Genomic DNA, 20,965 nt, shown 5'->3' with positions numbered 1-20,965 from the left:
TAGTCGATTCTTGTCGATGAAATAACTTAAAAGACCTATACCTCTTTAATTAAATGGTGGTATGGTAAAAGAGTAAAATATTAATAAAATTTCCAGATTCTATGATATTCTATAAAAATTGGAGTGAGAGGTGTATAATCCATGGCTGACATTTGGGCAAACCACGTTCTTGATGATTATGAGTTGGATCCACTTGATGACAAAACCATAGATAAAGTAGAAAGAAAGTTGGGAGTCACATTCCCGGTTTCTTATATAAATCTACTTAGAGAGAAGAATGGAGGAGAGTTGAAATGTAATCGCTATCCGTATGTCTACGAACAAGATATTGATGAAGAGAACCCAGAGGAAAATGCTGACTTAACCATTGATTTCCTGCATGGTATCAGTACTAGGAAAAGTGAAGGTGTTTTAGAATCAATTTATCTCATCAAAGAGTGGGAGCTTCCAAAAGATATTGTTATTCTAAGTAACAATGGTGGAGAAATATTATTGCATTTGATTATCGTCAAACCAAAACGAGCCCTCCTATAATCTTAATTGATGCGGAGATGGAATTCGAGGATGTCATCGCCGCCAACTTTGACGAACTTCTAAACAAGTTATATGAAGATGATGGATCAAATGACTTAACAGAGCTTGATAAATTCTACGACAGCTATACTTATGAGGAAGCAGAAAAATTCTTCAAAACGGACAAAGTAGGGATAATACAAGAAGCATTGGAATATTTTTTCCGTCATGATGATGATTCAACCTGGTTACTTACGAATATGGAGCAGTTAGTTCATTCGAAGAAGGCAGATTTTGCACCTCATGTTGTTGCGGAAGTCTTGTATAAGTTTATTGAGTCAAAATACGACACGGAGAGTTCTGAAAACAAGAATTTAGTAAGGCGTGTAATTGAGCAATTAGTAAAACACTCTGATCCAGTAATTCCAAGGTATGCTAAAAAGCTACAAAAATTAGTTGATGGTAAAGAGAATAAAGGGTAGGCATTTCCCTGTATCGTGCTACGGTAGATATTCAATCCACCGTAGCAGAGCAGTTGAACCACAACTTTTATAATACAAATTTAACTTACGAAACTATCTAGAAATTTACTCGCCTCACCATTAAATTTCCACATTACCCCAAACTTATCAACTAGCATTCCAAAACTTGCTGACCATGGCGTAGAAGATATCGGCATGATCACAGTACCACCTTCTGAAAGCCCTTCAAAAAATCGTTTATTCATTTCTGGATCACCATCAATAATACTGATTAAGACGGTATTCCCTTTTGTGATTTCGCCTATCCCAGCTTGCATAAAAGGCGGAACATCAGAAATCATCATAATATTCCCTGAAAACTCAATTCGAGATTCCATAATCATGTTTTGTTCTTCTTCTGTTAATGGGGCATTTGGATCTTGACCAAAAGCACCAAATCTCACCATTTTTACATTTGCAGCTTGTAATGCGTTTTCATAAAAGGCTAACGCTTCTTCTGCTCTTCCATCAAATTGTAGATAAGATATTGCTTTCATAACTTAATTCCTCCTTTTCATATTTGTAGTATAATAGGCCATAGGCGACAACTGTATGTCGTATATGGGAGGACAATATGAAAAAAATTGAGCGACTTATCTCGATAGTGATGATCTTGTTACAAAAAGAAGTTGTTTCGGCATCTGAATTCAGTCGACTTTTTAATGTAACTAGACGAACGATTCAACGTGATATGGAAGCATTAAGTTATGCAAACATCCCCATTTATGCGGAATATGGTCCTGAAGGGGGATATGCGCTAATGGAAGAGTATAAATTCGATAAGCGATTACTAAATCACATGGATATTGAAAATATACTTATAGCTTTAGGCGGCTTAGAGGGACTGATTACCAATCAAGAGATTCATACGACTATTCAAAAAATCAGAGGAATGACCAGCGCAGATATTTCTCCACCACTTGATTTAACTTTCTATGATTGGCCGGGAAGAAGCCAAATCAACGAAGAAGTTTTATTTATTAGGCAAGCAATTGAGAACAATTGGTTATTAAAATTTGAATATGTGGATCAAGTAGGAAACAAAACGTACAGATTCGTAGAACCCTATAAGGTACATTTGAGAGAGATGCATTGGTATCTTTTTGGTTATAGTTTAGAACGGAAGGACTATCGAACGTTTAAACTGACGAGGATAACAAATATCCAAAAAGACGGCTTTTTTACCCCAAGATCCGATAAGATATCTGAAGAAAAAAAACAACATAATGAACAACAAAGTTTGGTTACTGTACAACTATCGATAGATGTTGCTGTAAGAGATCAATTTATTGAGAGATACGGAAAAAATTCCGTTACAAAAGTGACTCCAAGAACCTACCATGTGACAATTGAATTGCCAGAGAATCAATTTTCCTACCAATTTTTAGCTGGCTTCGGTAATAAAGTTAAAATTTTAAAGCCAAAAAATTTTATCACAAAATATTTATTCTTTCTGGAGCAAGCAGTGAAGCTCTACAAATAGAATTTTCAGTGTTTAGCTTTGATTTAGTATACGATGGATATCATAAAAAAACCTCTGTTCCCATTTTAGAACAGAGGGTGAAAAGTATTATTTATCTTTCAAATTGAGATTTATCAACTATCATGTTACTGGACACTATATCTTTACTAAAACAAGGATCTGAATTGAAAAACTCGATCACGAAATAATAAGTAATCCATTCCTTTCCCACCTTCGCTATGCCTTATCACCATGTTAACAATATTCTTCCCATTAGTTCCTTAAGACATCTCATCAAAACTTTTTGTTGTATTCTCAATTTCAGGATTCGTTTTTTTCTTCGGATTGAGTAAACGTCCTTTTCGAACTTGTTTTACCCAGAATCCGCCATGAATTTGCTTCGGTTCATAGGAAATGATAAAGGCTTTCGGATCTATGGTTTTAATTTCTTCATATAATCGTAGTTCGTATTTTCTTGGTGTTAATATTTGCATAGATAGCCGGTCTCCATCCATTCCATAAGCAGACCAACTGGTTACACCATACCCCTTTTCCCTTAATCTACGGGTAAAGTTTAAATCAGGATTACCAGAGATAACATTTACAGTAATATATCCAAGTGCAAGCTTTTCTTCAATAATGGAACCAACAACTACCCCGATTCCATAACCAAGAGCATAAGCTAGTACGTTTTGTATCTCGTTCAAATTATCTAATACAAGACCTAGCCCAAATATGTAGACAACAATTTCAAACATACTAACAAAGCCTGCCACATAGCGGCGTCCTTTTAATGTTAAAATCATACGAATGGTAAACATGGAAACATACACGATATTAATAATCAGAATGATAGCAACCATGATTAGAGCATTTTCCAGCAATAACATAACCTCCTATTTTCTTATACTCCTAAGGGCATACACCCATTTTTTAGACTTTGCATATAGTATAACTATCATACTGCAAAAAATGAGGTGTTGTCATGGATCCATTTCAGCAAATGTCTGATTGGAAACGGAATTTAGATCACTTCTTTGGCGAGCAATTTTGGAATCAGTTTGAAGGGATCCTTAAACCAACCATTCCCCAAATCAATATTTACCAAACGGACAATGAAATATTATGTATTGCAAGCATACCAGGATTAACGGATTTGGATAAAGTAGATATTTATGTAGACCATACAACGTTAGATTTACGTGGAACGATAGATATCGGTTTTAGTGCCGGTACCATAGTGAAGGAAGAGATACTACAAGGTGTGTTTGACCGAAAGCTTCCCTTACCATTTCCAGTTCGCTCGGATAAAATCAAAGCAACCTATCATAATGGATTACTATATATCCAATTACATCGGTTAATTTCTGATTCTAGTAAGAAGAATCGCGTTAAGGTTGAATTATTGGAGGAAAACTAATGATAATAACAGAAAATCACCTAAGCGGTATTCTAATCTACACAATAAAAGCTCCGGCAATATTCCGGAGCTTTTATATAGCCAAATACATATTTCAGTTACTTAGGTATAGATTACTGTTTAATTAACCAGCTTCCGTAACTATCTTCTTAGCAGGTTGTTTCCAAAACAACGATAATACGATTCCAATCGCTATAATCGCAGTAGCAAAGAAGTATGGATAATTAATATCTATATCAAATAATACGCCGCCCACTATTGGACCAAAAATGTTTCCTAAGCTCGTAAACATGGAGTTCATTCCCCCAACAAATCCCTGCTCCCTACCAGCTATATTAGAAAGGTAGGAAGTTATCGCTGGACGGAATAAATCAAACCCTACAAACACAATAAAGGTTACGAGTAATATAGATAGATATGATTGGACAACCGTCATCATATAAACGAGCACTGCTGATAATAATAAACTATATTGAATTAACCTAATTTCCCCTAATAACTTGGTAAGCCTATCAAATAATAAGACTTGGGAGATAGCACCAAATATTGCTCCACCGGTGATGACAATCGCAATATCTGTTGGCGTGAATTGAAACTTATGATCGACAAATAAGCTAAAAAATGACTCGAAAGCTGCAAGTCCGAACGAGGTAATAAAAATTAGTACAAACGAAATCAAATACATTGGCACAAACAATCGCTTGAAGCCAACTTTTTGTTGCGCATCCTGTTCCTCATCCTCATGTTCTGCTGCACGTTCAGGCTCAGTTAATAAGATAATCGATAGAATAGCTGCAAAGCTACCTAGCCCACCAGCAAAGAAAAACGGTACTCGAGTTCCGAAGTCTGCAAGGAAACCACCGATCCCAGGACCAATAATAAATCCAGTACTAATTGCAGCAGACATATATCCCAGCGCTTTAGGACGAGTTTCCTTCGTCGTGATATCAACGATAAAGGCTGTAACAGCTGGCATAATAAACGCCGCACTAATACCACCTAGAATACGCGATATGAATAAGGTTTCGATTTCTTTCCCAATACCAAATAAAAATTCCGAAAAACCAAAAATAAATAACCCAATAACAATCATTATCTTTCTGCCAAACTTATCGACAGCCTTACCTGCTAATGGTGAAGCGATTAATTGGGCAATCGCAAATGCTGCAGTTAAATAGCCTACTGTCTTTCCCGTAATACCTAGTTCATTCATTAATGTCGGTAATACCGGAATAACCAAACCAATTCCTAAAAAGGCAATAAATAAGTTCAGTAGTAATAACCATAAGGTGACTTTATTTGTACGCATATTCTCATTCTCCCTAACCTTTACTTTATATTCATAAACATATAGATAATTTTCTATTTACAACTTATTATCCTAATGTATATAGTAACTATATAGTCAAGATGGAGATGATCAAATTGAGCAAAAAAGAGAAATATTTAACTTCCGGTGAGTTTGCCCAGCTTTGTAAAGTAAACAAGCAAACCCTGTTTTACTACGATCAAATTGGCCTGCTATCACCCATTATTAAAAACGAAAAAGGATATCGTTTTTATTCTATTCATCAAATAGAGCTCTTTAATGTGATTGATTTGTTAAAGGATCTAGATATGTCCTTGAAAGACATTCAACACTACATGAATAATAAATCTCCAGAGAGATTTTTAGAATTAATGCATCAAAAGAAAGAAGAAATCGTCATCAAACGCCAAGAAATAGAAATGAAGGAGAAGCTAATCGATGCAAAAATAGAATTAATGGAAGATGCCGCCCAGACCGATTTTGATCAAATCACGTTAACACAATTGCCAGAAGCGACACTTTATTTAAGTAGAAATATTGAAAACATCTCAAATGATGAATTTGTTAAGGTCGTTTCCGATTTTATTGACGAGTTATACATATCCAAACTAGATTCAGGATATCCAATTGGGGTTATTACGAAAAGAGAGCATATTTTAAAAGGGGAATATACAAATTATAGTTATTTGTATATGGAGCAACCCACACCAAAGCAAGGTTATCCGTACTTTCAAGCAGTTAAGGGATATTTCTTAAGTGGCTATCATATCGGGGGAGTCGCAACTGTTAACCAAACCTATAAACGATTCTTTAAAGAAATGGACAGATTAAATCTAGTCTTGGGAGAATATGTTTTTGAAGAATTCGTATATGATTCCATTGTAAAAAATAACGAGGAAGAATACGTCACTAAAATTATGCTACATGTTTATAAGAAGGATTGATTTCCACTATAACTATAGTTACATAGAATTCCTTCTAACCTTTTCATATTTAATCCAAAACCGATTTAAATCTTAATTGAATAGTTAGGAATTCACTTTGATTTTAAAAGCACCTCTCCAAATAGCATAATGCCTGGTGCTTTTGAATAGAGTGAATTGTAATAAATAAACATTACACTTAAATAATTCCAAATAAGTCAAAATCTTATGATATTATATTATTGAAGGTTATCTAACCCTAACTGATGTAGTCTGTTTAAATTAATGAAGCTTAAGGAAGGAAAGTGGTATCGGTGAATGTATTAGAAATATTGTATTCCATTTCCGTTGTACTTACTGTTATTCTCTGGGGCAAGAAAAAAAACCTTTTATTGCTGCTAGTTATGGCACAATGGATACTCCTATTAACACAAGTTTGGGTAAACGGATGGCGCCTGCCAATGGTACTACTGTATTTAATAACACTTTTTCTTACATTCCGATTAACATTCAACGTTTCAAAAACAAAGAAACAAACGGTAGCCAAAAGAACTTTAATTACCGCCTTCCTTCTATTCGCCCTTGCTCTGCCCGGATATTTATTTCCTTGGTTCACGGTAAAAGAACCAACCGGACCATATCAGGTGGGAACAAAGACGTTTGAGGTTGTGGATAATAGCCGTGTTGACCAATGGGCAGAAGGAGACGAACCGAGAAGAATTATGGTCCAATTATGGTATCCGACAGAAGATGTTAAACATTCACCTAAAGCAAAGTACCATGAACACCCTTCCCTATTCATGGAAGAATTCGCCGAATTAAATGGAATACCAGGTTTTCTCTTACAATCTTTCGTCAAACAAAAGGTTCCAGCTTATAATCATGCCACTCTTTTAAATCAAGAAAATCCATATCCCATTATCTTTTTCTCTCACGGATTTGGTAGTAACCGAAGCCAGAACCATTTCCAAGTGTTAGAGCTTGCCAGTCAAGGATACATAGTTGTAGGAATAGACCATACTTATTTTTCTCCAGGAACTGTTTTCTCCAATGGAGACCGACCTGGATTAGCTGATATTGAATTTACTGGTGATGATGACCTTTTAAATGATTATTTATATGAATGGAGTAAAGATGCGCAAAGTGTTCTCAACTGGGTGGAAAATGTTAATGATGGAGAAATTCATGATGAAGTCTGGTTAGAACAAGCCAAAGGGCAAATCGATTTAAGTAAAGTTGGATACTTGGGCCATTCATTTGGCGGAGCTACTGCTAGTCATACTTTAGCAGTGGATAACCGATTCCATGCAGGAATAAATATGGATGGGTTTCCCTACGGAGACGCACATGAGTTAGGGGTTAAACAACCATTTCTAACACTAATAGGTGACGATTCCCTAACTGCAGATTACATCGATGATGAGGACTATTTAGCTGAATTTTATCGAAGAATAGAGTCAATTAGCGGCTCTGACAACGTAATTCCATTTAAAGATGCGCTTCATCTAGACTTTAGTGATTTCCCTCTACTTTCACCAGTTACAAAATGGATAGGTATGACAGGAAACCTATCTACCAAAGAACTACACAACACAATAAATAATATTACTTTAGAATTCTTTAATACCCATCTTAATGTTTCTAATTAAGATGGGTATCTCCATAATACCTCTAATATTTTATTGCCATATTAATTTCTGGAATTTTTCTTTAGGATAGTTTTCCTAAATATGATATAGTTTTATATAATCTTATTCTTAGTTCAATCTGATGTAGCCTGTCTACATCGTCTATAGCACAATGTGGGGGATATATAATATGACAACATTAAAGAAAGCAACATTTGCTGGCGGCTGCTTCTGGTGTATGGTAAAACCTTTCGATCAGTGGGACGGAGTGCATGCTGTTGTTTCTGGTTATACTGGTGGCCATGTAGAAAACCCAACGTATGAGGAAGTAAAGACGGGTACTACTGGTCATTACGAAGCGGTTGAAATTACGTTTGATCCAAGTATTATTTCCTATAATGAAATATTAGAGGTTTACTGGCGCCAAATTGATCCAACCGATGCCGGTGGTCAGTTCCAAGATCGTGGAGAACAATATCGCACTGCTATCTTCTATCATGATGAAGAGCAGAAAGCACAAGCAGAAGCTTCTAAACAAGCATTAGCGGAAAGTGGCCGATTCCAAAAGCCAATTGTAACAGAGATTCTACCAGCTGTTACATTCTATCCAGCGGAAGATTATCATCAAGATTTCTATAAAAAAAGCGAAAAAGAATATAAAGAAGATCGGGCCAAATCAGGCCGTGATGAGTTTATCGAAGAGAATTGGAAGTAAGATTAATTAGCATCCGTCATGACGGGTGCTTTTTCTATTTTAATAGATAAAAAACTGGCCGCCCATTAATCGACGACCAGTAATTTATAATTGGTTTAAGTTAACTCCTACAAGAAAATAAAGTATGCAACAAAGATGACAAACAGTACATACATAACTGGATGGATTTGTTTCGCCTTTCCAGAAACAAGCATTGTGATTGGATAGAAAATAAATCCAATTGCAATACCAGTAGCAATACTGTATGTTAATGGCATCATAATAACGGTTAAGAAGGCTGGAACAGCGATTGCGAAGTTATTCCAATCGATATCCTTTAACGCTGTTGCCATCAATACCCCAACAATAATCAATGCTGGTGCTGTAACTGCTGATGTCACAATACTTAATAGTGGCGAGAAGAATAACGCTAATAGGAAAAATCCTGCCGTCACGACCGAAGTAAATCCAGAACGTCCACCAACTCCAACACCTGAAGAAGATTCGACGAAGGAAGTAGTAGTTGACGTACCTACTGCTGCACCAACAACTGTCGCTGCTGAGTCAGCAAACAACGCCTTACCAGCACGCGGTAATTTATTATCCTTCATTAATCCTGCTTGTGTTGATACCGCAACTAAAGTTCCTGCCGTATCAAAGAAATCGACAAATAAGAAAGTAAGAATGACAACTAGCATTTGGATAGTGAAAATGTCACCAAAGTGTGCAAATGCTTGCCCGAACGTAGGTTCAAGACTTGGTACACTTCCAACAATACCATTGAACTCAGACAAACCGAAAATCAATCCAACAATAGTAGTAATGATCATACCATAAAAAATACCTGCTTTTAATTTAAGCGCTAATAGAATTACAGTTACTACTAATCCAAATATAGCAAGTAATACCATCGGATTGGTAAAATCCCCTAGGCCTAATAACGTATCTGGATCACCTACAATAATTTCAGCATTTTGAAGACCAACAAATGCAATAAATAATCCAATACCTGCTCCTACTGCTTTCTTCAATTCAGCAGGGATAGCGTTAATTACTTTTTCACGAAGACCAGTTAATGTTAGCACAATAAAAATAAGTCCAGAAGCTAATACCCCAGCTAATGCTGTTTCCCAAGGAATACCCATTCCAATAACAACCGAAAATGCAAAGAATGCATTTAATCCCATTCCCGGTGCTAGGGCGATAGGATACTTCGCAATAAGACCCATTAATAACGTACCTACTGCTGCAGCGATTGCTGTTGCTGTAAATACCGCCCCTTGATCCATACCTGTTTCCTTTAAAATATCTGGGTTAACAAATAATATATATGCCATTGCTAAGAACGTTGTTAATCCGGCAGTAAATTCGGTGCGGAGATTAGTTCCTAATTGTTCAAATTGAAAAAACTTCTTCATTACTTTTCCTCCTAAAATAACTAAAAATGAATGCAAATAAAAAAAAGCAAGCTTAAATCCACCAATTGGGGACTTAAGCTTGCTACCAAAAAACTACGTGAGAAAAGTAATTGGATTCTAGTAAATAATAAACTATCATCTAAATATTACTAATCTGCGTAGTCAGACCATTTACGGTGGTCTGGTAGAAACTTTGGGCCATATCCCCTAAATTATACGCAAAGTATTCTTTTACCTTGTTTCAGATAATATGTTACTATTTTACTAGTTAAATGTCAACCATTCCCGAACGTTTTTAAAAATAAAAAAAATAATGTTCGCCTTTTCACCCACGTCCCAAAAGGTTTTCGAGACTTAAGGAAGAAATCCCTCTCCCCTCACATCTAAATTCACCCATCAATGATTTACTATCACCTCAAATAATAGCAACATCATTTTCAACAATTATAAGTAACTATCCTCTTTTAGAAGTGCATTTTACTTGTTTAAACGGCATTACCTCAGTAATAATAAGAAAACACATTTTAAAAATATCGGAGGATTAAACAATGCCAGTCTATACACGAAAAGCAACAATACATGACTTAGAAGCAATTATGTCAATTCTAAATGATGGAATTGCCTATCTAAAGGAGCAAGGATTACCACAATGGCAAAATGGGGATGGTCCGACACCTGAATTAATTAAGCAAGATATCGAAAAAGGATATGCACATGTCTTAATCTCCGATAACAAGATAGCAGGATATGGCGCATTAGTTCCAGGTCCAGAAGCGCCTTACGAAAATATGACGGGAGGATCATGGAAAGGACAAGAGGATTCTTACATCGTTATCCATAGAATAGCGGTAGATTTACATGTCCGTGGCAAAGGGTTATCCAAAATCTTATTACATGATTTAATTGTACTCTCTCGTCACATGGAATATAAAGATGTACGTATTGACACATATCCAAAAAATGAAATTATGCAAAAAGTGATTGTAAATGCAGGATTTCATTATAGTGGCATGATTTATTTTCCTGTTGAACACGGTGAGCGTAAAGCATATCAGCTTTTACTTGATTGATAGGTAGAATATAAATAGCCCAAGCCTGATTGGTATGGGCTATTTGCTATTTCTTATTAATTAATCAATGGATCCTATATATTCCATTCCTCCATCTAGATACAAGATCAAGACTTTAGAATCCTACCATGATACCGGTGTCCCTTTAATTAACTTCTTTATATCTTTTAGTGACAAAGCAATTGGTACACGAGAAATTATTAATTTCTTAGACTCTATATCTTCTAAAAATAAGTTAATAATTTTAGATAGCTGCATGTCTGGAAATTTTAGGGTTGAAGAAACTTCTTCGTTTGATTTAAACGAAAACATAATTGATTTCTTCGGAAAAGGATATGCAGTCATTTCCTCAAGCAATGCTACTCAGTATTCTTGGGGACACCCAACTAAACCACTTAGCTTATTTACAAGTTTTTTATGTGAAGCTCTCGTAGATAGATTATTAATCAAAAAGGGAAACAAATCTTTGTATGATATTCAGAAGTTACTTTTTCTATACTTGGATATTTGGGATAAAATGCAGAAACCTATTTTCAGAGCAAATATAGGCGGAACGATTCTATTCCCTGTCGAAGCATACACCCCTCATCAATCAGAAACTTACTATTATGAATCTGAGGATTATATTATATGTGATGTCGAACCATCACATAGTCCTATAGCAAAAAGTTATTCAGTTAAAGTTATTCTAAAAAGCCCTTTGTCATTTGAGGAAATTTCTAATATGAATCATGAAATAGTTAAAAAAGTAAAAGGGTTAGAAATATACAAAGGCGAACGTGAAGAAAATAAATGGAAAAATAAAAAAGCAAATATTATCTTCTCCTACTTTGGTAGAGATGAATTTGATATAATCAATGATAATATATTTGCCATACAACTTGGGTAGACGAAACTCAAGACAAAAATTGGTGGAATAAATTATCTGGAAACTGCGAAATTATAAATGAAATACATTTTAAATTCCATACTTACTACAACACTCTAAAAATATTTCAACAAGAAAATACTGGAGAGGAGAACTCTCTCATATCTCAAACAAAAGTAATAATTAGCAATTTAATCTCTTTAGCAGAAAAAGTTATTGGAATTTATAACGAGTTTCTAAATGAAACAAAAACGGAGGAAGAGTTTGTGCAAGAGTTGAATAAACTAATACCATTTATTAATAAATGGTACTCTGCAGAATCAGAACTTGATCTTCCTCCCAAAGAACTAAAAAATTGGTGCTTAGCTAGTTCAGGACTTGCCGGAACAATTCATGAATTCACTATGTTCTATAATGATCATGGTTTATCTACAAGGACCTTTTATAACAGAATTGCATGTATGAATATTACTAAAGATAGATATTATGAAGATTTAGAAAAGCTCCGAACAGAAGAGCAACTAATTAGCTCTTTGCTATATAGTTCACCAGGTTAATAAATGAAAATATTTTTATAGATGAGACCATCTTATTTGCACGTCTTTTAAACTTCTAAAAGTTTTAATCTAATAAGTGTTCAATTTTTGAGAAATCAATGTAATCATTGGAATCCCCTCTAAAATGTGGAACTTGATACAAGAATGTGTCTTTTTGAGATTTCATTCTCTCAAACTTCAATAATGGATGTACAACAATTTGTTGGAAAAACAATATCAGAGATATTGCTACTTGCTAAAAAGTCTTTAATAGGTACTTCTCTTAATTGAAAATATACACTAAAAAGTATCATTCCATTATATTTATTGAAATATTGAACATTAGCTAGTATGTATTAGGAAATAAAGCTAAGTTAAAACCTGCAAGGAGGGAAGCTATATAGAGTCAATAAAACCTAATGAACAAGAAAAAGAAGTATTATCGCTATTTTACAACAGATTCTATGATTTATTTGAAGAAATTGTTAATGATGATTTTCTCAATAAAGAAGCTAGTGTAAGATTTTTTAAATTAAGGGAAGCTTTCTCAATATATAAAGAACTATTAAGTTATGAGCCAATAAAAACTTATCTTGAATGGATGAAAAAAGGTGGAAGACCACATTTTGAAGGAATTATTGCAGATGATTTATTTAGTTTTATAAGGAATTTATTATTGCACTTTCCTATTTTTGATACTTGGGATGAAGTGTATATAACTAAAAACTTAGCTACATGGAGTAAAGTAGGACAAATAGATAAATTCTTAATTAAGTGTACTAAACTAAAAATTGACGGCAAAGGTATAGTGAAATATAGGATATGGGAAGAAAAAAAACAAAAAATGACCTATTTTGATGTGAACTTTCCCGAAAAATATGATGATAATAATATTTATTTAAAAGATATAATTACTGAAGAAGTAGGAACAAAATTTTGTATGGCATTAATGAGGGAGATACTAGATATACAAGTAGAGAACCCAGAGGATCCAACAATAAGAATCATGTCCCAAGTATACTTCCCTATATGAAAATAGAGAAATTCTATTTTCCGATTAAGTTCAATACAATATTCGAGCAGTAAATTCATATGAGTTTACTGTTTTTTCTACCCAATTTCTAGAAACGAGGTGATACTTAAAATTGAAATGAATGTCTATATTATCAACAAGGTAAATACAACGAGGGTGAATTGGTTAGTACGTGAGTATTGCGGACAGTTTGAGCCAGCATCGCGTAGTTTTGAGCCACTGTATGAGGAAGATTGAGCCAGTACCTGCGGAAAGGTGATCCACCGGCAACTTTCCACTATTACTAGCTCAAATGCTATTGTCCGCCACAATTTTGGACTTCACTTTTGCAAGTGTTGAGGAATAATGACAAGTCTGTCATAAATAATGCCAAATAGGCACACCTGCACAAGTATGATACACGAACACTTCTATTCTAAGCATTCACTGGCGGGCCCGCCAGTGAATGCAAAAAACCGGGCATAACAGTCAATGGCAAGCAGATCCGCTATTGTTCTGTTTCTATACCTTAAAGAGCGATTGTACTACTAGTGGCTCTATTTTCCTCAATCGATAGCTCAATACATCTGCAATACGCAGTAAATAGTTCCCTTCTCACATTGATATGGAAGAAATGAAGAACGAATTGGATTAGATTGTGAATATGAAGAATATGCCATTCATGATAATGATCTAACTTTGGAGTTGATGAATATACTATTAGGGAAATCAAAAAACTGTGTGAGTTAGTCAGTGAAATTGAGTGCAACTATCTAGTGACTTCACATTGTGTATTTGAGTATATCTATTAGTTAATTATTTTACTAAAGTCTTTTTTTATCTGAGAAAATAGAGTATACAATTGATTTTTTCCACCAAGCTACAATCCGTTTTTTTATTGATGTATCCGGAATATTGAGATTAGTCTCGTTATCCATGATTATTTTTGAGGTTAAGTCATTATTTAATAAGAGATTCTCATAATCTTCTCCACCGTAAAAGGAGCATTCAATTAAAATTTGATAGTTTATTGGATATTCTTCTTTAATAAGCCTTCTATAGATTTTTTTTGCTTCCAGCCTATTTTTCCTTATCTTTCTATTAATTATTAGGCCACCTAAAATGTAAGATATTGTAAAAGCGGTTATTACTAAACTTGTCATTGAGATCAATAGGTTCGATGCTTCTTTTACTAAAAAAAGATTAATAACATCTACTAACTGAGGATTATCTAATATGATTTTTTTTAATGTATCTGAGATATCAGTCGCATTTTTTAGAGTTTCAATGGTTAATAGATAATTTTCACTTTGGATATAACTTGGAAAATAGAATGACAATATTCGAATTAAAAACGCAGCTAATATTGTTGTAATTGAACTAATTAGGACTGTCTTGCCATTTAGCTTTCTCAAAACATGAACTGGAAGAGCATACGTTAACGCAAAATACAGCATTACTGTTGTAAATAAATAGACTCCAAACTTGGCAAAATCAGGTAGGGAATTAATTATGGGGTCTAGAAAGAGAAAGTAGATGAATCCACTAATTATTGGTATTGTAACATAAATAGTTGTTGTATATTTATAAACTATAAATGCTATTATCCCCCCATATCCAATGAGAACTACAAAACTGATAATGATCGTGGTTAATAAATTCAAAATTGCAGATTCACCTAAAAAATGCTGAATGAGACGGTGTATTGCCATCAAGTTAACTATTGAAATAAATACTGTTCCCAGCGCCGTATCACGAAATAAACTAAAGGTATTTAGTCTTTTTTCTAAATCTATATCTTTGTTATCATCTGTAATGTGATAGTACTTTAATTTCTTTAGCTTATTCCGTTCAACCAAAAAAACATTGACATTTCTAGTTATAGTATTCCTATTTACCCATACTAGCCATAAACTAATTAATACAACATAGATGCTAACTAGCAAGTATACTTTTTTTAATAATAGAAATGCTGGTATACAGATTAAAATTAATAGAATAACTATATTTAATAATGAATATCTATTTTCAGCTCCATCTTTTCTATCCACAAGAATCCCTCCTACTAAAGATATTATCGAAAAAAAAAGGAAAAAGTTAATAATCAATAGTTAAAGAGTAATAACTAACCTAATCGATTGCACTTTTTATATTTAAAAAAAGGAAGTGATAAATGTGAAAATTTGGTCAGCAGAGAAAGTCACTTATGCAAAAATAATAGTGTAACACCACCGTTGTGGTATTACACTATTAATCTTAGTATGTTTAACGAAGTGCCTCTTTTACTCCCACTCAATAGTAGCAGGTGGCTTACTCGTAATGTCATACACCACTCTATTAATATGTGCTACTTCATTCACAATTCGAGTAGAGACTTTTTCCAATACATCAAATGGAATTCTAGCCCAGTCAGAGGTCATTCCATCAATAGAAGTTACTGCACGAATACCGATCGTGTAATCATACGTACGAGCATCTCCCATTACACCAACACTGCGAATATTAGGTAATACCGTGAAATACTGCCAGATATCGCGTTCTAAGCCTGCATTAGCAATTTCTTCTCTTAAAATAGCATCAGATTCGCGAACAATTTCTAGTTTCTCATCGGTCACTTCACCAAGTACACGAATAGCAAGTCCTGGTCCTGGGAATGGTTGACGCCATACGATTCGATCTGGTAAGCCTAATTGTGAACCTAATTCACGAACTTCGTCTTTAAATAATGTGTTTAAGGGCTCAATTAATTCAAATTGCATATCTTCAGGAAGTCCACCTACATTATGATGGGACTTAATAGTTTGTGCTGTTTCTGTTCCACTTTCAATAATATCGGTATAAAGTGTTCCTTGTGCTAGGAAATCCATATCCTTTAGCTTCGCCGCTTCATCATCGAAAACATAAATAAATTCGTTCCCAATAATTTTACGTTTTTTCTCTGGATCATCGACACCCTTTAGCTTAGATAGGAAACGCTCTGAAGCATCCACTTTGATCACATTCATATCAAAATCATCAGCGAAAACCTTCATCACGTCATCTGCTTCATTCTTACGTAACAAACCATGGTCTACAAAAATACACGTTAATTGATCACCAATTGCTTTATGAATTAAAGCTGCTACTACAGAAGAGTCGACACCACCACTTAGGGCACAAAGGACATTTCGGTTACCAACTTTTTCTCTAATTGCCTTTACTTCTTGTTCAATAAAGTTCTCAATTGTCCAGTCACCACTTGCTCCGCAAACATCGAATACGAAATTACGTAATAATTGATTTCCATACTCAGAGTGGCGTACTTCCGGGTGGAATTGAACACCGTACATCTTCTTCTCTTTCATGCTGAATGCGGCAATTGGAGTGGACGGATTTGTTGCATCTACTGTGAAAGTTGACGGTGCTTCAACAACTTTGTCTCCGTGGCTCATCCAGACTGTTTGTGCTTCTGGTCTTTCACTAAATAATACTGGATTATTTTGCAAGGAAATGGTTGCTTTTCCATATTCACGATTTTTGGATTTATCTACTTTTCCACCATAGTGTAATGCCATTAGCTGCATACCATAGCATATTCCAAGTACCGGTATGTCTAGCTCAAATATTCTTTCGTCTGGTCGAAAGCTATTCTCGTCATACACACTATGTGGTCCACCAGAAAGGATGATGCCTTTTGGGTTTATCTTTTTAATTTCTTCTATTGATATTTTGTGTGAATGTAGTTCACTATAGACACCAAATTCACGGATTCTTCGTGTAATTAATTGATTGTACTGGCTACCAAAGTCTAAAACTAGAATCATTTCGTTATCCATTGTTATTCTCCTTATATTGTAATATGTTGACCGCAATCCAAATGCAGCATGTAATATAGACTTCACTATATCCTTACTGCTAAAGATAATAAAAAAAGTCTGGATTTCCGCCTTTCTATATCATACTCCTAGCATAGGAAGTACATAAATATAGAAAAAGGCAGAAATCCAGACTTGGGTAATATCTAGAATTCCGCCTTCATAGTCAGGGTATTATCGGTACCCCGGTAGAAACTTTCGAACCATATTATCGAGGATATATGAAAGCATGTGTTTATAAGTTAAACTTATTTTACTAGTGATAGGAAACTCTAGTCAACCCAATATACGTTTAATTAAATTTTTCCATAAATCCGACATTTCATCTTCTACATTGTGATTGGTACTATTTTGATAGATTAGCTTCTCATAGTTTGCTGTTAGCTTAGCCATTTCATTTGTACCATACCAATTATCTATTCGGACAGCAAATTCTCTCAGTGTTTGATCTGGTTCTTTCTGGAACCCTTTCTTACTCAATAATTTCAATACGAAATGGAAGGCTTCTTGATATGTCGCTTCATCCTTTCGTTTGGTCATTTTTCGCTCTAATAAATAGGTTCTTATTTGATTTCTCTTCCAGTATACTAATCCGATTCCAATAAGGAGAATCACTGCTAGAATAATCCCATGAACTATTGTAAATTCAATCTTTTGATCATCTGCTTTAGCAGCTGGGCTAAATGCCTCATCAGCCTCTTGTTCTGGCACTTCTAACTCTTGTTCTGGTGTTTGTGGTTCTGCTTCAGGTGCTTCTAGTACATCATCTTGTGTGGATGTATCAACAGCATAACTATTTGGTGCATTGAAGCCCTGTGTTGGCTCAAATGGTACCCATCCAATTCCTTCAAAATATACTTCTACCCACGAATGGGCATTAGCATTGGTTACTTGATATAGATTATTACCTTCCTCGTCAACATTGTCACCTACTTTTTCACCACTAGTAAATCCTTTTACCCACCTAGCCGGAATGTCTAGTGTACGAAGCATGACAACCATGGAAGTAGAGAAATTATCACAATACCCTACCTTTGTTTCAAACAAAAATTGATCCACATAATCTTGATCTTCCTCTGGAACAGCAACATCACTAATTTGGTAAACAAATCCATTAGCACCAAAATATCGTTCAATTGCACGGACTTTGTCATACTGATTATCATGATTAGCTGTAATTTCTTCTGCTAATACTTGGACCCTATTTGGCAAGGTGGATGGTAGACGTGTGTATTTCTCTAGTAAATCTTCATCTGCCGGTGTACCACTCTCCCTCATCTGATCGATAGGGTATGATGGCTTGTCATACGTAATCTTATAATCAGACAGAACTACAGTACTATCATTTATTTCTGTTCTAATTTCACCTGTAGCATCATTTAGTTTCAAGGACACATTTTCATCAGAAGTTGTTACTTGATTAATTCCATACGGATAAAGTAGTTTCGAAATATACGCTCGTTCATCAAAATCTAGCCTCAACTGTCTTTCTTCTGTCACGACGTCTGAAGTGAAGGTTTCAAAGCTAATCATTCCATCCTCTTGTTCCTCAAATTCCTTCCGCTTCGAATTAAGCCAACCCTTCCCCGTATAAAGATCCTTGGATTCTACACGGAAATAATTGTCCTCCTTCATGTAAGCTTGAAAGACTGGTGTATAATCTTGGACAAAGGATCCGCCAAGACTATCATCATTTTCACCATAACCAACCTTCTGAATTACTCCAACCCCACCAATTCCATTTCCATTTACAACACCTTCTATAAACGGAACTGGATCAGCCCATTGTGGGTCAAGCTTTGGCGCTGCATAACCAACTACGGAAGATAATAATACAATGACTATTAATGGTAGAATCCAAAGTGGTCTCGTACCTAATCGATAGCTTTGTATATTCTCTTTTTGGATTTCCTTTAGAACATTCGCTAATCCTAAAGCTAAAAATGCAATAATGAATGTGCGTAAAATTGCCCAATCTGCGTTATATACAGTAAACGTATCTAACAGTGTGATATAAACAAACGTTAGAACACTGAATACCATAACCCGCTTTACCTGAACAAACCAATAAAAAATCAGATAGCTCATTAACCATATGATGAGTAAAAATAATAAGGTACGGAACATATTAGACAAATCAAACCATTGTCGCGATAGTAGAACTTGGATATTATAGGCAATTTCTGCATAGAATTCCTTGAACCAGCTCATACTCCAAAAATTATTGGCAGAATACAATCCATTCAAAATAAAAACAATCCCAAATCCTTTTAAAATAAAGGATAGCCACCATTTAATTTGAATTAGGCTGATAAAGAAACAAAAGAACGTATAGATAATAAAGATGCCGATAAACGTCGTATCCGTTACTTGATCTACTGGATAAAGCCACTCTAGAAATAACAATAAACCAGCCAGATAAAGAATAGAGGTGTAAACAAAAGGTATATTCGTTCTATTTAGTTTCCTCATAATGCATTCACCTCGATTGGATCCATAACCAAATCTTTCTCGGTTAACAGACTAATGCCAACCCCTTCATTACGAAGCTCTTGGATAACACGATGTTCCTCCATGGAAATACGGCCCTCAGTCTGGATATATAGAATCATAAGCTTCTTCTCTCTTAGCCCCATATGTTGAAGGGTATCTCTTACCATGTGATCCAGATGCGTTGTAACTAATATGACAAAGTAGCTATTCGTTATTTTTTGCATTTCTTCTTTTAGCTTCCTAGCAAATGGATAGTTCAAACGTGGCTGTACTTGGGTTAAATGCTTTCTGATTCCTTCCATTTTCGCAGGGTCATTTTTAACAGGGAAAAATACCGTATCCTCCCCAATCGATAGAAACCCAACTTGAGAGGCTTGTCTTCTTATCGTTTCCATTAAAGACATACTCGCCTCAATAGTGGCTTCATAAGCAAGTAAATTCATGCCATGATAATAGCAATTATCTAAAATTATTAGCGTATCTGTACTTTTTTCCTGTTCAAATTCCTTGGTCATGACATCATTTTTCCTAGCTGTTTGTTTCCAATCGATCCAGGAAAATTTATCACCTGGCGTATATTCACGAACGCCAGTTGCAACGTTTGTATTTTTTAGATTTAAGGAAAAGGATGAAATCGAGCCTTGCTCATAGCTGTTTATCTTTTCAACTAAATGAATATTCCTTGTAACGGGATATACGATTAACTCATTCGTTACAGGATAAACATACTCCTTTTTAATTAATCCAAATATGTCACCTGTCTTAACACGAACAGCAGGAAGAACGTGAACCCCTCTAGGTAGCTGATCGAGATCATAGGTAATAATAAATTCTCGCTTAAACCAAGGGAAGATAATCTTTTTCATTTGACGGTTTTGATACAATTTATTCGGTTGGTCCATATATTGGTATTTAGCATGCCGAATATCAATTCGATTTAACGACTCAGGAAACACTTCCTCAACGATGACATAATAAATGGGAAAGGGGATTTTACGTTTTATTTGGATAGAAGCCGTAATACGATCCCCTGTGGCAACGACATGCTTAAACATATTCCTCTCCACATTCCAACGGGAAATCGGATAAAACAGTAAACCCACTAAATAGAGGAAGATTGGTAGAAAGCTATAAAATAGGAACCAGCTCGTAAAACCCCCTTGAAACATCGCATAAGCAAAAAGTATGACAAATAGGAATAAGATAAATAGACCATTACGTACTAAACGAAAAGCTGGTTTCAT

Annotated in this window: 19 protein-coding genes and 2 riboswitches; of the genes, 11 read left to right on the top strand and 8 right to left on the bottom strand. The window is 34.9% G+C overall.

The genetic code is table 11. The annotated features are described in order from the left end of the window. Positions 1–141: 141 nt before the first annotated feature. Positions 142–534, top strand: coding sequence for an SMI1/KNR4 family protein (locus ACSKT4_RS06550; protein WP_465823050.1), 393 nt, complete (start codon positions 142–144; stop codon positions 532–534). 17 nt (positions 535–551) lie between these two features. Further along, positions 552–995, top strand: coding sequence for a hypothetical protein (locus tag ACSKT4_RS06545; protein ID WP_186869039.1), 444 nt, complete (start codon positions 552–554; stop codon positions 993–995). Between the two features lie 80 nt (positions 996–1,075). On the opposite strand, the gene ACSKT4_RS06540 is transcribed toward ACSKT4_RS06545, so the two are convergent. After that, positions 1,076–1,531, bottom strand: a complete 456-nt coding sequence (locus ACSKT4_RS06540; RefSeq protein ID WP_186869040.1) for a VOC family protein — start codon at positions 1,529–1,531, stop codon at positions 1,076–1,078. A gap of 77 nt (positions 1,532–1,608) precedes the next feature. On the opposite strand from ACSKT4_RS06540, the gene ACSKT4_RS06535 reads away from it, so the two are divergent. Beyond that, entirely contained in the window at positions 1,609–2,517 is a 909-nt protein-coding gene (locus ACSKT4_RS06535) for a helix-turn-helix transcriptional regulator (RefSeq protein ID WP_186869041.1), read from the top strand. Positions 2,518–2,777: 260 nt separating this feature from the next. Here ACSKT4_RS06535 and ACSKT4_RS06530 read toward each other — a convergent pair whose 3' ends face one another. Beyond that, complete coding sequence (locus ACSKT4_RS06530) at positions 2,778–3,380, bottom strand: DUF2179 domain-containing protein (RefSeq protein WP_186869042.1); 603 nt, start codon at positions 3,378–3,380, stop codon at positions 2,778–2,780. A 101-nt stretch (positions 3,381–3,481) separates the two neighbouring features. Here ACSKT4_RS06530 and ACSKT4_RS06525 point away from each other — a divergent pair, with 101 nt between their 5' ends. Continuing rightward, a complete protein-coding gene (locus ACSKT4_RS06525) occupies positions 3,482–3,916 on the top strand; it encodes an Hsp20/alpha crystallin family protein (protein WP_186869043.1) in 435 nt (144 codons plus the stop codon). Between the two features lie 124 nt (positions 3,917–4,040). Here ACSKT4_RS06525 and norA read toward each other — a convergent pair whose 3' ends face one another. Then, a complete protein-coding gene (gene norA / locus ACSKT4_RS06520) occupies positions 4,041–5,225 on the bottom strand; it encodes a multidrug efflux MFS transporter NorA (RefSeq protein ID WP_186869044.1) in 1,185 nt (394 codons plus the stop codon). Between the two features lie 116 nt (positions 5,226–5,341). Between norA and ACSKT4_RS06515 the strand changes: the two genes are divergently transcribed. The 3 genes from ACSKT4_RS06515 to msrA all read left to right on the top strand — a co-directional run bounded on the left by ACSKT4_RS06515 (position 5,342) and on the right by msrA (position 8,491). Next, entirely contained in the window at positions 5,342–6,169 is an 828-nt protein-coding gene (locus tag ACSKT4_RS06515; RefSeq protein ID WP_246521550.1) for a MerR family transcriptional regulator, read from the top strand. Positions 6,170–6,462: 293 nt separating this feature from the next. Beyond that, positions 6,463–7,797, top strand: coding sequence for an alpha/beta hydrolase (locus ACSKT4_RS06510; protein ID WP_186869045.1), 1,335 nt, complete (start codon positions 6,463–6,465; stop codon positions 7,795–7,797). A 169-nt stretch (positions 7,798–7,966) separates the two neighbouring features. Further along, positions 7,967–8,491: a peptide-methionine (S)-S-oxide reductase MsrA gene (gene msrA / locus ACSKT4_RS06505; RefSeq protein ID WP_186869046.1), complete on the top strand. Its 525-nt coding sequence runs from the start codon at positions 7,967–7,969 to the stop codon at positions 8,489–8,491. 107 nt (positions 8,492–8,598) lie between these two features. Here the strand turns inward: msrA and ACSKT4_RS06500 are convergent, their stop codons facing one another. After that, positions 8,599–9,888 (bottom strand): NCS2 family permease, encoded by a 1,290-nt coding sequence (locus ACSKT4_RS06500; protein ID WP_186869047.1) that lies wholly within the window; start codon positions 9,886–9,888, stop codon positions 8,599–8,601. Positions 9,889–10,027: 139 nt separating this feature from the next. Next, positions 10,028–10,128, bottom strand: a riboswitch (purine riboswitch). A 308-nt stretch (positions 10,129–10,436) separates the two neighbouring features. On the opposite strand from ACSKT4_RS06500, the gene ACSKT4_RS06495 reads away from it, so the two are divergent. The 4 genes from ACSKT4_RS06495 (at position 10,437) to ACSKT4_RS06480 (ending at position 13,395) form a co-directional block, all read left to right on the top strand. Next, positions 10,437–10,958, top strand: coding sequence for a GNAT family N-acetyltransferase (locus ACSKT4_RS06495; protein ID WP_186869048.1), 522 nt, complete (start codon positions 10,437–10,439; stop codon positions 10,956–10,958). Between the two features lie 67 nt (positions 10,959–11,025). Then, on the top strand, positions 11,026–11,847 hold the full coding sequence (locus tag ACSKT4_RS06490; RefSeq protein WP_465823049.1) for a hypothetical protein: 822 nt from the start codon (positions 11,026–11,028) through the stop codon (positions 11,845–11,847). A 245-nt stretch (positions 11,848–12,092) separates the two neighbouring features. Then, on the top strand, positions 12,093–12,383 hold the full coding sequence (locus ACSKT4_RS06485) for a hypothetical protein (protein WP_465823048.1): 291 nt from the start codon (positions 12,093–12,095) through the stop codon (positions 12,381–12,383). A gap of 580 nt (positions 12,384–12,963) precedes the next feature. Next, the gene (locus tag ACSKT4_RS06480; protein ID WP_465823047.1) at positions 12,964–13,395 is read left to right on the top strand and encodes a hypothetical protein; all 432 of its coding nucleotides are present in this window, start codon (positions 12,964–12,966) and stop codon (positions 13,393–13,395) included. 803 nt (positions 13,396–14,198) lie between these two features. Here the strand turns inward: ACSKT4_RS06480 and ACSKT4_RS06475 are convergent. From ACSKT4_RS06475 to ACSKT4_RS06460, 4 genes are all read right to left on the bottom strand, one after another. Continuing rightward, positions 14,199–15,425 (bottom strand): hypothetical protein, encoded by a 1,227-nt coding sequence (locus ACSKT4_RS06475; protein WP_465823046.1) that lies wholly within the window; start codon positions 15,423–15,425, stop codon positions 14,199–14,201. A 231-nt stretch (positions 15,426–15,656) separates the two neighbouring features. After that, the gene (guaA, locus tag ACSKT4_RS06470; protein ID WP_465823045.1) at positions 15,657–17,189 is read right to left on the bottom strand and encodes a glutamine-hydrolyzing GMP synthase; all 1,533 of its coding nucleotides are present in this window, start codon (positions 17,187–17,189) and stop codon (positions 15,657–15,659) included. 182 nt (positions 17,190–17,371) lie between these two features. Next, a riboswitch (purine riboswitch) is annotated at positions 17,372–17,473 on the bottom strand. Between the two features lie 31 nt (positions 17,474–17,504). Then, positions 17,505–19,700: a transglutaminase-like domain-containing protein gene (locus tag ACSKT4_RS06465; RefSeq protein ID WP_465823044.1), complete on the bottom strand. Its 2,196-nt coding sequence runs from the start codon at positions 19,698–19,700 to the stop codon at positions 17,505–17,507. Continuing rightward, positions 19,697–20,965: a DUF58 domain-containing protein gene (locus ACSKT4_RS06460; RefSeq protein ID WP_186869052.1), complete on the bottom strand. Its 1,269-nt coding sequence runs from the start codon at positions 20,963–20,965 to the stop codon at positions 19,697–19,699. The genes ACSKT4_RS06465 and ACSKT4_RS06460 overlap by 4 nt, the downstream gene beginning before the upstream one ends.

Source organism: Ornithinibacillus liuyingii, from assembly GCF_055550225.1.
Note: the sequence above shows the minus strand (reverse complement) of the source record. Positions and strands in the feature narration are given on the sequence as shown.